The sequence below is a fragment of the Kitasatospora sp. NPDC049285 genome (assembly GCF_040678815.1).
Taxonomy (GTDB): Bacteria; Actinomycetota; Actinomycetes; order Streptomycetales; family Streptomycetaceae; genus Kitasatospora.
Window position 1 is genome coordinate 1 of the sequence record NZ_JBFAQR010000053.1, and the last position, 12675, is coordinate 12675.

A 12675-nucleotide genomic window follows, 5' to 3' on the forward strand; every position below is an offset into this window, starting at 1 on the left:
CAACCAAAATCCGCAAAACAATATGTTTGTGGGGGTGAATGTATTACACAGGTGTGCTCTCCCCATCTGTGTGGGGGCCCCCGGCGCCCCCCCCCCCGCCCCCCGCGGCGGCGCGGACCGTGCGGAGGTCGTCCGGGCCGTGGCCCTCGGCCACCAGGGTGCCCTGGGCGGCGCGGCCGGCCAGTTCCAGGGACTTGGGCGAGACCACGCCGGCGATCACCGGGGGCACCGCGTCCTTCTCCGGCGGGTGGACCAACTCGACGCCGTCGATGTGCAGTTCACGCCCGTCCACGGTGACGCGCTCGCCGCGCAGCAGCCCGCGCACCGCCGTCAGGGTCTCCTCCAGCAGGGACAGCGGCGAGCGCGGGGCGACGCCGACCTGCCGCATCCACTCGCGGACGCCATGGCCGATCCCGGCCACCAGCCGGCCCGGGAAGACCCGGGCGAGGGTGGCCACCTCCATCGCCAGCAGCGCGGGGCTGCGCAGCGGGGCGGGCGCGATGCCGATGCCGACCCGCAGCCGCCCGGTCGCCGCGAGGGCCACCGCCGCCGCCGAGATCCCGCCGTTCCAGCCCAGGTCCTCGACGACCCAGAGGTCGTCCGCCCCGAGCGCCTCGACTTCCCGCGCGAAGGCGGGCAACCCGGCCGGGTCCCAGGAGCGGTCGTACATCACACCGATTCGAAAGGCCGTCATGGGCGGCCAAACTACCTCTGTACACGTCCGTGCGCAGCCCCCTGACGGCGGGTCAGCCGCGCGCGCGAGGTGCGGCCGGCTACCCGTCGGCCTTCGGCGCGGTGAGCAGCCAGGTCACCGGGCGGGCGGGGTCCGGGTCGTAGCGGCAGGTGCTGCCCGTGTGGACGGTGTCGCGGAGGAGTCTGGCCAGGGTGGGGTCGTGGCTCGCGATGCGGTCGAGGGCGGCGACGAGGGCTTTGCGGACGGCGACTCTGGCGCGTTCGTCGGTGGAGCCGAAGCGGCGCGGTCGGCCGCCGAGGCCGGTGGCGGTGCGGATCTCGGCGAGGAGTGCCTCGCGTTCCGGTCGGAGACGGTCGAGGCCGGCCTGGTCGGACCAGGAGGCGGCGGCGTCGAGTTCGGCGTCGATCTCGTGCAGGCGGCGGCGGTAGGCGGCGAGGGCCTGCCGGTCGGCGATCTCCGCGGTGTCGGACTCGGTGACGGCGACCCCGGAGTGGCCGGCTGCCGCGGCGGACAGGTCGAGCGCGCCGAGGTCGGTCCCGGGGCTGCCGAGCAGCGCGTGCAGGTAGTGCAGGCCCTTGAGGTCGGGCAGCGCGAACGCCGCGCCGTCGTCGCCGACCAGCCAGCCGGGCCCGTCGGCCCGGTGGAACGGGTGCAGGTGGACGGTGCGGGAGCGCGCCGCCGGGGGCGGGGCGGGCGCGGCGAGGCGGTCCAGCCACCAGGTGGCACCGATGCGCTGGTAGGCGGTGGCCGCGGCGCGGCGCGAGTCGGCGGCGCCGGGCAGGCCGAGGGCCGCCTGCGCGCGGTGCAGGTAGTCGTCGACCACGCCGTGGAAGGTGACCGCGCCGGCGTTGAGCACGGCTCGGCCGGCGAAGGGCGCCAGGAGCCGGGCGCCCTCGGCGGCGAGGTCGCGGCGGTGCAGGGCCGCCGCGACCTCGGTGAGGCAGGCGACGACGAGCAGGAAGTCGACGTCGCGGGCCACGGTGGCGAATCCCGCGCCCGCGAGGCGGTCGAGCAGGCGCAGCGCCCGCTCGGCCTCGCCGGCGGCCAGCCGGAGCACGGCGGCCTCGGCGGACACCGACGGCACGGCCTCGACGTCGCCGAACTCCTCGAAGGCAGCGGCCTCCTGACGGAGCGTCGCGATGTCGCCGAGCCGGCGGGCCCGGGCGGCGGTGAGGGCGTGGACCACCGCCTCCAGGTCGGGTTCGGCGGCCCGGGCGCCGAAGTCGCGGGCCGCGGCGAGGAGTCGGTCGGCCACCGCGACATCGCCGCTGACCAGGGCGAACGCGGCGCGGCGCGATGCGGCGAAGAAGGCGTGGCGTGCCCGGCCGGACTCCTCGGCGAGCGTGTCGAGCGCGCGCAGTTGGCGCTGCACGGCGACCACGTCCAGGCTCTCCCAGGCCGTGGTCAGCCGCCACAGGTGGCCGGTCAACCGGCGTTCGGGGTCGGTGAGATGGGCCGTCGTGTCGGCCAGGCGCTCGGCGAGGGCCCGGCGCTCGGCGAAGTCGTCGGGTCCCCAGTGCGCGACCAGTGCGGCGTCCAGCGCCTCGGCGAGGACGTCGGGATCGCCCAGCTCGTCCGCGAGGGCCACCGCCTCCCGGGCGAAGGCCGTCGCCCGTGCGGCGTCGCCGCCGTACACCCAGGCCCGGGCCAGGGCGGCGGCCAGGCGGCAGCGGCTCACCGGGGTGACGGCGGCCGCGTACGCCTGGTGGATCAGCGCCGGGATCTGTCCCGGGTGGACGCCGAACCGCAGGGCGGACGGCAGATCGAGCGCGGCCACGGCCATCAGCTCGGCGTCGCCCGTCTCCCGCGCCCGCTCGTAGGCCGCCAGCAGCCTGCGCCGGGTGGCGGCGGCCGGCGCCGACTCGGCCTCCATGCGGGCGATCGTACGGTCGGGGGCCGCCGGTGGCGGTCAGGCGCGCAGGAGGCGGACGGCCTGCGCGTGGGCGGTGACGCGGGCGCGGTCCCAGTCGCCGGTGCAGTAGACCGACAGCTCGCGGATCGACCCGTCGGCGACGTCGGCGCGGAACAGCTCCCGGCAGTACCAGGACTCCCCGTCCTGCTCCCAGCGCTCCTCGACCTCCAGCACGAAGCCCGTGGCGGTCGCGTCGAACCGCGTCCGGGGCACCCGCCCCGGCCCCGGGTGCCCGGCCAGGCGCAGCGCGACCACGTCGTCGACGCCCCTCGCCTGCAGCCGCCACTGCGGCATCGTGAAGTCGCAGAAGACGTCGCGAGCGAACAGCCCGGCCGGCGGCGTCCCGGACTCCAGGAACGTGACGAAGTCCCCGGCCAGTTCGCGGACGGCGGTGTCGGCGGCGGGGCGGGTCTCGGACTCCACCTCACGTGTGGTCGTCATGATGACCTCCGGTCTCTCGAAGCGGTCACCCCGTAGGCGTGAGGTTCGGCCGTCACGGTGTGACCTCACCGCGGACAGGAGTCAACGCAGGTGACGGATGTGTCGTCGTGGGCCGGGGCGGGAGGCGGTGCGCCTGGCGTTCCGGAGGTCAGCGGACGGCATTCAGCCGGAGTACACGCCGTTTCCACGTCGGATCACGAGAGTTCCGCCCCGTGCCTAACTCACACTCGCGTGTCGGCGTCGCCTCTGCGTGCGCCACGGCTCTGACGTTTTCCGGACTGGCTGTCACCGGGCTGCTGGTCGCGCAGCCCGCGGCGGCCGCGGATCCGACCGGTTACCAGAACGTTCGGATCAACGAGGTCACCTCCTCGAACAACGACACGGTGGAGCTGTTCAACGCCGGCTCCACGGCGGTGAGCATCAGCGGCTGGAAGATGTCCGACGACAGCTTCTCGCCGCAGTCGTTCAGCCCGTCGTCCAGCACGATCGCGGCCGGCGGTTTCGTCACCTTCAACTCGCCCAAGGGCCTCGGTGACGTCGACAAGCTGGTGATCTACACGGCCGACGGCACGGTGGTCGACCGCGTGGAGTGGGCGAGCGGCAAGGCGAAGCCGGCGATGGCCCGGTGCGGCGGCGACGGCATCGGGACGTGGGTGACCGTGACCACGGCGACCACGTTCGGCTCCGCGAACGCCTCCGGCTGCCCGTCGGTGCCGGCGGCGAGCAAGGTCCGGATCAACGAGGTCAGCTCGGACGGCGCGGACACCGTGGAGCTGTACAACAGCGGGACCAGCGCGGTCAGCATCGGTTCGTGGAAGTACGTCGACAACGACACCACGCACTCCGCGGCGTCGATCTCGTCCTCCTCGCCGAGCGCGACCAGCATCCCCGCGGGCGGCTACGTCACGTTCAGCTCCACCATCGGCCTGGGCGGCAACGACTCGCTGTTCCTGATCGACGGCAGCGGCAACACCATCGACTCGGTGACCTGGGCGGCCAACGGCGCCACGCCGTCGGACGAGCGGTGCACCCCCGGCTTCCAGACCGCCGCGACCGCGACGTTCGGCGCCGCGAACTCCTGCTCGGGCAGCGGCGGAGGCGGCGGCCAGACGGGCCAGCTGCTGGGTGGCGGCGGCGCGCTCACCAGCGGCTGCACCCCCGAGGCCCCCGGCGGTACGGGTTCCACCCCGTCGGGCACCCTGGCCTGGCCGGGTGGGCTGGACGTCACCATCGCGGACAACGTCTGCGCGTTCACCACGTCCACCGGTCCCGAGGGCCGGGACGTGAGCGGTCTGGCCTTCGACCCGGCGAACCCGTCGGTGCTGTGGGCCGCCAAGAACAAGAACTGGCTGTTCAAGCTGGTCAAGAGCAACGGCAAGTGGGTCCCGGACGCGACCTGGAGCGCGACCGGCAAGCAGATCCGCTTCTCGGGCGGCTCCGGCCAGCCGGACTCCGAGGGTCTGACGGTCGGCGCCAACGGCCACGTCTACGTGACCTCCGAGCGCGACAACACCAACAACACGGTCCCGAAGGACACCGTCCTGGAGTTCGACCCGGCCGCGACCGGCAGCACCCTGACGCCGCTTCACCAGTGGGACATGACCGCGCAGTTCCCGCAGCTGAACACCGGCAGCAAGGACGACGCCAACCTGGGCTTCGAGGGCGTCGGCTACGTGCCGGACAGCTGGCTGACCGCGAACGGCTGGGTCGACCCGCTGACCGGCGCCGCGTACGACCCGGCGAACTACCCGCTGCACGGCGCGGGCCTGTTCTTCGCCGGCCTGGAGTGGGACGGCTCGCTGCACGTCTACGGCCTGAACTCCGACGGCAGCTTCACCACCTTCGGCACCGTCGCGACCGGCAAGGCCGGCGTGATGGACGTGATGTTCGACGCCGGGACCCAGCGCATCGTCGCGACCTGTGACAACACCTGCGGCGAGACCCACACCTTCATGAAGGTCAACACCAGTGGCGCGCTCGTCCCGGACGTGACCTACGGCAACCCGGCCGTCATGCCGGTCGACAACCTGGAGGGCTTCGCCCTCGCGCCGACCTCCACCTGCGTCAACGGCTTCCGCGAGGCGGTCTGGTCGGACGACGGCATCTACGGCTTCGGCTCGGGCAGCTCGTCCTACGGCCACGCCCTCTACAGCGGCACCTTCCGCTGCTGATCCCCTGATCCCCGCCCGACGACGAAGGCCCGGACCGCCCGACGGTCCGGGCCTTCGCCCTTCCGCACTCTGACGAGAGGTCAGCCGACGGTGACGGCCATCTTGCCGAGCGCCCGGCCGGACTCCAGGACGCGGTGGGCCTCGACGATGTCGGAGAACGGGAAGACCCGGACCGGGCGGGCCCGAAGGGTGCCGGCCTCGACCTTGGCGTAGATCCGGTCCAGCGGGATGTCGGCGAGCGGGAAGGCCGGGCTGCCGAGGACGAACGCGCTGGCGAAGAAGCTGAGTTGGACTCCGGTGGGGAGGTCGGCGATCGGGTCGAAGTCCGGTACGGGCTCGAAGCCTCCGAGGAACCCGATCTGGCAGACCCGGCCACGGGGCCGGACGGCGGCCAGCGAGTCGCGCAGGACGCTGTTGCCGACGATGTCCAGGACGGCGTCGACGGCGAGGTCCCGCTCCGCGACCTGGGCGGCGAGCCGGCCGTCGTCGATCAGGACCTCGTCGGCTCCGAGGCCCTCGAGCAGGGCCGCGTGGGCGGGGTTGCGGGTGCAGGCGAGGACCCGGGCGCCGTGGTCGACGGCGAGGTTGACGGCGGCCTGGCCGAGCGCGGAGGTGGCGCCGCGGACCAGCAGCGTCTCGCCCGCGCGCAGGTCCAGGTTGCCGAACAGACCGCTCCACGCCGTCGCGTACACCTCGGGGACGGCGGCCAGCTCCGCCCACCCGAGCGAGGAGCGCACCGCGACGACGTTGGCCGCGGGGACGGTCACCAGTTCCGCGTAACTGCCGTTGCGGGTACGCCCCATGCCGCCGAGGATCGCCACCACGACGGTCCCGGCGGCGAGTCGGCCGGACGGGTCGGACTCGACCACCCCGGCGCACTCGATCCCGGTGACCGCGGCGACCTCGCCCCAGGCTCCGGCGCGCATGTACGCCTCGGCGTGGTTGAGGCCGAACGCCTTGACCCGGACCAGGACTTCGCCGTCGGCCGGCACCGGATCGGGCAGCTCGGCGACGGTGAGCACCTCGGGACCGCCGTACGCGGAGATGACGATGGCCTTCATGATCGGGCTCCATTCTTGAATACTGGTTCAAATATTGGGCGCGAAAGAGAGCCACCGCGCGGGTGGCTCAGAGGAGGGACAGTGCGGCTACGGGTCAGGCGAGGGCGGCGAAGGCGTTGCCGACGATGGCGCGCAGCACCGTCTCGTCGGGGTTCGCCTTGCCGACCACCATCAGGCCCTGGCAGGTCGCGACCAGCAGTTTGGCGCTGCCGCCCGGGTCCACGGAGTCCCGCACCTGGCCCAGGTCGCGCGCGTTGGCCAGGGCCGCGGTCATGCAGCGCTCCAGCCGGGCCAGGTGGCCGCGGACCACGGCGGCCGCCTCGTCGTCCTCGGCGGCATTCTCGATCGCCGTGTTGACCAGGAGGCAGCCCTGCCGGCCCTCGGGGCTGAGCAGGTCGCGCACCAGCCCGTCGAAGTAGCCGCGGAGCTCCGCCAGCGAGGCGCCCGGCGCCTCCAGTTCGCCGAGCTTCTGCGGCACGACCAGCGTGGAGTAGCGCTCCAGCGACTTCAGGAACAGCGCGCGCTTGCCCCCGGGGAACGCGCTGTAGATGCTCCCGGGCTTCACCCCGGTGGCCTTCACCAGGTCCTCGATCGAGGTGGCCCGGTAGCCGCGCTCCCAGAACCGCAGCATGGCCTGGTTCAGCACGGTGTCGGGTTCGAACTCGCGAGGCCTGGGCATGCGGGAAACATACATGAGCGACCATTCAAGAACAAGCCGTGACCACGCACCGCCTCGCGCCGTGGTGCCCTAGAGGGCGGGTAGCCCGGTGGCGGCGGCGAGCCAGGCGGGGTCGAGGGCGAGGGCGGTGAGCTGGGGACCGTCGAGGAGCGGGGGGTTGGGGTAGAGCTCCATGCTGGCGGAGACTGCGCCGGGGACGTTGCCCGCGCTGGCGGTGATCAGGGTGCCGTCGGGGCGGCGCAGGGTGGCGCGCCAGACCTGCGGGACGCCGGGGTAGTCGGGCAGGTAGACGGTCAGCGAGCCGCCGCCGGGCTGCGGGGTGACGGTGCAGAAGGCGATGTCGCAGGTGTCGGGCCGGTTGCCGGGGGCGACGTGGGAGATCTCGATCTCGGCGGTCCCGGTGTGGGCGCCGTCGGTGACGGTGAACGCGGCCGCCACGCTGATCGCGGTGGGGCCGGTGGACGCGCCGAGCCCGTTCGGGCCCGGCCCGTGGGTCCAGGGCTCGCTGAGCCGCAGGCTCGGGGGGAGCTTGGCCCGCAGCATCTCCAGCAGCTGTGCGGCGGTCAGCGCCGTCGGCGTGGGGGACGGTGACGGCGTGGGCGAGCCACTGCTCGCCGAGGCGCTCGCGGAGCCGGTCGACGGGGCCACGGGCGCGGCGGCGGGACCGGACGGGGCGAGCACCAGCGTGGTGGCGGCGAGCACCGCGACCGCGCAGCTCGCCGTCGCGGTGGCGGTGAGGGTGCGCAGGCGGCGGGCGCGGCGGCCGCGGCTGAGCAGTTCGGCCACCGGGGCGGGCCCGCCGCCGGGGTGACGGTCCGCCAGGTCCCGTAGGGCCCGGGGGAGTCGTTCGTCGTCGGTGGTCATGCGGTGACAGCCTCCTGGTTCGCGAGCAGCGCGCCGCGCAGCCGGGCCATCGCCCGGGAGTTCTGGCTCTTGACGGTGCCGACGGAGCAGCCGAGCACGGCGGCGGTGTCCGCCTCGCTGAGGTCCTCGATGTGCCGGAGCACGACGACGGCGCGCTGCCGGGCGGGCAGGGCCCGCAGCGCGCGCTGCAGTTCGTCGGCCTCGTCGTAGGGCAGGCCGGAGCGGGCCTCGCCGTCCGGCAGGTCGGCGGTGAGGAGTTCCCGCCGCCGACGCCGCCACCAGCTGATGTTCCCGTTGACCAGCATCCGCCGCAGGTAGGCGTGCGGGTCGTCGGTGCCGACCCGCCGCCAGCGCAGGTACAGCTTCACCAGGCAGTCCTGCAGCAGTTCCTCGGCGCGGTGCCGGTCGCCGGTGATCAGCGTCGCGGTGCGCAGGTGCCGGTGCCACGCGGCCTCCACGAAGGCCGCGTACGCGTCGTCCTCGGTTCGTCGTCTCACACCCGCCACACGCCGCGGCGGGGGTGAAAGGTTGTCAGCGGCGGCCCACGAGATCGGCGGGTTGCGGCTGCAGGACCTCGACGAGTTCGGCGGTGCACATCATGTAGCCGTCGGGGGTGGGGAGTTGGGCCAGGTAGTGGGTGAGGTCGGCGCCGAGCGAGAAGACCCGGACGGCGGTGCCGGCGGTGTGGGCGGCTTCGACGACCCGGCGGACACCGTCGAGGACGGACGGGTGGCGGGTCTGGTAGGACTCGGCGACCAGGTGGTTGCCGCGGTCGGCGGCCAGGTAGAACTGCACCAGGTCCTTGACCCCGATGAAGAGCTCGCTGGCGCCGGCGGCGCACAGCTGCGGGGTGGCGTGGACGGCGGCGGGCGTCTCGATGAAGACGGAGAGCGCCGTCCCGGCCGGGAGTTCGAGGTGGGCCCGGAGCTGGGTGTACTCGTCGGCGTCGTTGATGAACGGGACCGAGAGGTGGATCCGCCGCGCCTGGTCGCCGAGCCGGGTGCGCAGGGTGTCGAGCAGGCTGTGCAGGGCGTCCCGGTAGGGCGTGGAGCCGAGCAGCCAGCGGGCGCCGTGCAGGCCGAGTTCGGGGTTGGGCTCGACGGCGACGGGGGCCTGTTCGGTGACACTGGCGGCGTGGTCGGACCGCAGGTCGAGCAGGCGCAGGATGAGCCGCTGGTCGGGGAGGAGTTCCTCGACGAAGGCGACCAGGCGTTCGGCGATCGCCCGGCCGTAGCGGGCGGTGTCCTCGGGCCCGCCGTCGAGGGCGTCGAGCGGGCTGAGCCCGGCGGCGAGGCAGAGGAACTCCTCGCGGATGAAGAAGGAGTCGACGCGCTTGGCGTTCGGGCCGGAGGAGTTGACGGTGCGGATGTCCTGGAAGTCGGCGATCACCGCGCAGGCGGCACCGAGGTCCTCGGCGGTCGGCGCGGCGGCCTCCGGCACGGGGGCGGCCTCGGCGGCCGGGTCGGGGTCGAGCAGGATCGCGGCGTTCTCCAGGTCGAGGGTGACCTCGCCGACCAGCGCGGCGAGGTCGGCCTCGTCGACCCGGAGCACCGGGATGCCGCGGCCGCGGCACAGCGACTGCATGTGGCCGGTCTGTCCGCCTTCGCCGCAGATGACGGCGCTGGCCGCGATGATCGCGTCGTACAGACCGGCCTCCAGGTTGGGGGCGATCAGGATGGAACCCGCCTGCGGATCTCTGGTGCGGTTGCAGGTGCCGCGCAGGATGGCCCGGTTCGCACCGGTGAGCAGGGAGCCCTGGATCCGTCGCCCGTTCAACTACTCCTCCATGTCCTCGTCGGCGTCCGCGGTGCTCGCGATCCCCAGTTGCCGCCGCAGTTGACGCGGCGTCACGGAGACGTCGGTGAGTCGCCGGACGGCGGACCGGTTGACCGCGGCCCGCAGTCGGCGGTGGCGGTGCCCGGTGTCGTCCGGGGTGGCGAGGGGGCCGATCAGGGCGTCCACGCGGGCGTCGAGTCCTTCCCGTTCCACGCGGTCGCGGGCGGCCAGCCTCCTCACCTCCAGCTTCACAGCGTGCTCGAAGGAGGGCCCGGCCGCTTCCTCGAACGTGCCGTCGGGGGTGTCGGATTCGGCCAACTCGTAAGTAGCGGGCGACAGTTCCAGTTGCTCGATGACGTGGGCGGCGACCGCGATGGAGTGGTTCTTGATCGCGGCGAGGTTGAAGGCGAAGGCACCGGTGCGGCCGTTGCGGACGATCTCGTCGCCCTCACGCAGCGGGCCGACGGCGGTGAGCGGACCGGCGGGGCGACCGGCCGGGTCGAGCAGGACGCCGCGGTGGTCGACCTCCAGGCCCCGTCCGGTGCGGTCGTGCGGGACGGCGAGGCCGCGTCGCAGCAGGTTGCGCCAGAGCGGACGCTCGACCCGCCGGTAGTCGGTCTCCCGGCCGAAGTTGGAGACCACCAGGTCGGCTTGGACGGTGTGCTTCTCGTCGGCGGTGGCGACGGTCACCTCCAGCCGGTCGGCGGCCACCGGGGTGATCGCCTGGACGGCGCCGACCAGCAGGCCGACCGGGCCGGGCTGCATGGAGCGTTCGATGATCTCGATGGTGTACTGCACCGCGCCGACCCGGATGGCGGCGATCGCGGTGCCGAACTCGTCGAGCAGGGCCCGCAGTTCGGGTGAGGGTATGCGTTCGAGGGCGGCCGGCAGGTGCGGCTCCCAGGCCTTGGAGACCCGCTCGGCGACCACCTGGGGGGCGACGTCGGGGAACTCGCGGGAGACGATGGCGCAGGCGGCCTCCCATTCGGCGCGGACCCGTTCCAGGAACTCCTCGCGGTTCCGGTACGGCTCCAGCAGGGCGGCCGGGCACGGGAGTTGCAGGACACCGTGCTCGTGGGCACCGGGGTAGGCGCGGAACATGGTGCCGGTGCGGGAGATCAGCCGGATGTCGCCGGTGTGGCCGCGGCGCAGCAGCAGGCCGGCCGAGTCGTAGGCGCTGAGCACCGAACCGACGATCACCACGTTCGCCTCGGGGGGCAGCGCCTCCAACTGGCGGATGCCGTCGGCGGAGTAGGGGTGGCGGACGAAGCGCGGGTGTTCGAGGACCTCGGTGGCGAAGGGCAGGTCCTTGAGTTCCAGGCCGGTGGCGAGGACGACGTGCGCGGCGGGCAGTAAGGACCGGGCGCCGTCCTGACCGATCGTCAGGTCGTAGCCGGTGGCGGTGGGGGCGAGGTCGAGGGCCTCGCCGTCGGTCTCGGTGAGCAGGACGCCGGGGTAGGCGTCGCGGGCGGCCTCGGCGAGGCGCTGCTCCAGGTAGTCCTGGAAGATCCGCCGGGGCGCCGGGCCCTGCTCGGTGAACTCGTGGTCGATCCACTGGGACGGCCAACCGCCGCGGTCGGCTTCCCGGTTCGCCCAGTGGACGAAGTCGAGGACGTCCTCGCGGAAGACCGACATCCGGCCGGCCTGGATGTTGAAGACGTGGTCCCAGGGGTTGCCGTCGCGGTGGTAGGCGACCCCGGCGGAGCGGTAGTCGGTGCGCCGCTCCAGCAGGACGATCTCCACCGGGCGGCGGGCGAAGCGGAGCATTCTGATCGCGGTGGCGGTGCCGGCCAGGCCGGCTCCGACCACCACGACCCTGGGACAGGTGCCTGTTCGACTCATGCTGAAGCCTCCCGGTCGCGGGATCGGAGGGTGCGCGGGCTGTCCGCGGACCAGGCTAGGCGTGCGGGGTGTCAGGACAGGCGGCCTCCCCCCGGAACGTGACGGATGGGGCGCATGTGACGTACGAGGTGCTGATGGTGCGTCAATGACCGAGGCCCGGAGCGCTGTTGCGCTCCGGGCCTCGGGTCGGGCCGGGGTCGGTCAGCCGGCCAGCAGCTCCAGGGTGTCCACGACGCGGTGCGAGAAGCCCCACTCGTTGTCGTACCAGGCGACCACCTTGACGTGGCGGCCGTCGACCCGGGTGAGCGCCGAGTCGAAGATCGAGGACGCGGGGTTGCCGGTGATGTCCGAGGAGACCAGCGGGTCCTCGGAGTACTCGAGGATGCCGGCCAGCGGCCCGGCGGCGGCCTCCCGGTAGGCGGCGATCACCTCGTCGCGGGTCACCTCGCGGGCCACGGTGGTGTTGAGCTCGACGATCGAGCCGACCGGGACGGGCACCCGGATCGAGTCGCCGGAGAGCTTGCCGTCCAGCTGGGGCAGCACCAGGCCGATCGCCTTGGCGGCGCCGGTGGTGGTCGGGACGATGTTGACGGCCGCCGCCCGGGCCCGGCGCGGGTCGCGGTGCGGGCCGTCCTGGAGGTTCTGCTCCTGGGTGTAGGCGTGCACGGTGGTCATGAAGCCGTGCTCGATGCCCGCCAGGTCGTCCAGTACGGCGGCCAGCGGGGCCAGCGCGTTGGTGGTGCAGGAGGCGTTGGAGACCACGGTGTGCAGCTCCGGGTCGTACGCGCCGGTGTTGACACCGTACGCCAGCGTCACGTCGGCGCCGTCGGACGGGGCGCTGACCAGCACCTTCTTCGCACCCGCGGCCAGGTGCGCGCGGGCGGCCTCGGCCGAGGTGAAGCGGCCGGTGGACTCCAGCACGATGTCGACGCCGAGTTCGGCCCAGGGCAGCTGGGCGGGGTCGCGCTCGGCGAGGACCTTGATCCGGCGGCCGTCGACCACCAGGGTGTCGCCCTCGACGGTCACCGGGCGGCCGAGCCGGCCCGAGGTGGTGTCGTAGGCGAGCAGCCGGGCCAGCGCGGTGGGCTCGGTGAGGTCGTTGACGGCGACGACCTCCAGCTTGCTGTCGCGCTCCAGCAGGGCGCGGAGCACGTTGCGTCCGATGCGGCCGAATCCGTTGACGGCGATGCGGGTCATGGTGGGCGGTGTCCTTTCGGTGGGTGGACACCTCCACT

General features: G+C 73.3%; 10 protein-coding genes and 1 pseudogene. 1 reads left to right on the forward strand and 10 read right to left on the reverse strand.

All coding sequences use genetic code 11. The features are described 5' to 3' along the window. Positions 1 to 112: 112 nt before the first annotated feature. The 3 genes and pseudogenes from AB0K51_RS26755 to AB0K51_RS26765 form a co-directional block, all read right to left on the reverse strand. Positions 113 to 694, reverse strand: a pseudogene (locus tag AB0K51_RS26755) (LLM class flavin-dependent oxidoreductase); the annotation flags it as partial. A gap of 79 nt (positions 695 to 773) precedes the next feature. After that, positions 774 to 2567 carry a hypothetical protein gene (locus AB0K51_RS26760; protein WP_363459700.1) on the reverse strand — a complete coding sequence of 598 codons (1794 nt, stop codon included), beginning with the start codon at positions 2565 to 2567 and terminating at the stop codon, positions 774 to 776. Positions 2568 to 2603: 36 nt separating this feature from the next. Beyond that, positions 2604 to 3047: a hypothetical protein gene (locus AB0K51_RS26765; protein ID WP_363459701.1), complete on the reverse strand. Its 444-nt coding sequence runs from the start codon at positions 3045 to 3047 to the stop codon at positions 2604 to 2606. A gap of 212 nt (positions 3048 to 3259) precedes the next feature. Here AB0K51_RS26765 and AB0K51_RS26770 point away from each other — a divergent pair, with 212 nt between their 5' ends. Beyond that, positions 3260 to 5218 (forward strand): lamin tail domain-containing protein, encoded by a 1959-nt coding sequence (locus AB0K51_RS26770; protein WP_363459702.1) that lies wholly within the window; start codon positions 3260 to 3262, stop codon positions 5216 to 5218. Positions 5219 to 5298: 80 nt separating this feature from the next. Here AB0K51_RS26770 and AB0K51_RS26775 read toward each other — a convergent pair whose 3' ends face one another. From AB0K51_RS26775 to gap, 7 genes are all read right to left on the reverse strand, one after another. Then, a complete protein-coding gene (locus tag AB0K51_RS26775) occupies positions 5299 to 6279 on the reverse strand; it encodes a zinc-binding dehydrogenase (RefSeq protein WP_363459703.1) in 981 nt (326 codons plus the stop codon). Between the two features lie 94 nt (positions 6280 to 6373). Next, positions 6374 to 6958, reverse strand: a complete 585-nt coding sequence (locus tag AB0K51_RS26780) for a helix-turn-helix domain-containing protein (protein ID WP_363459704.1) — start codon at positions 6956 to 6958, stop codon at positions 6374 to 6376. 69 nt (positions 6959 to 7027) lie between these two features. Next, entirely contained in the window at positions 7028 to 7822 is a 795-nt protein-coding gene (locus tag AB0K51_RS26785) for a hypothetical protein (RefSeq protein ID WP_363459705.1), read from the reverse strand. Next, positions 7819 to 8319: a SigE family RNA polymerase sigma factor gene (locus AB0K51_RS26790; RefSeq protein WP_363459706.1), complete on the reverse strand. Its 501-nt coding sequence runs from the start codon at positions 8317 to 8319 to the stop codon at positions 7819 to 7821. Before AB0K51_RS26790 ends, AB0K51_RS26785 begins: the two co-directional genes overlap by 4 nt. A gap of 34 nt (positions 8320 to 8353) precedes the next feature. Next, positions 8354 to 9598 (reverse strand): putative PEP-binding protein, encoded by a 1245-nt coding sequence (locus tag AB0K51_RS26795; protein WP_363459707.1) that lies wholly within the window; start codon positions 9596 to 9598, stop codon positions 8354 to 8356. Beyond that, positions 9599 to 11440 (reverse strand): FAD/NAD(P)-binding protein, encoded by a 1842-nt coding sequence (locus tag AB0K51_RS26800; protein ID WP_363459708.1) that lies wholly within the window; start codon positions 11438 to 11440, stop codon positions 9599 to 9601. 201 nt (positions 11441 to 11641) lie between these two features. Then, positions 11642 to 12637 carry a type I glyceraldehyde-3-phosphate dehydrogenase gene (gene gap, locus AB0K51_RS26805; protein ID WP_363459709.1) on the reverse strand — a complete coding sequence of 332 codons (996 nt, stop codon included), beginning with the start codon at positions 12635 to 12637 and terminating at the stop codon, positions 11642 to 11644. Positions 12638 to 12675 lie beyond the last annotated feature (38 nt).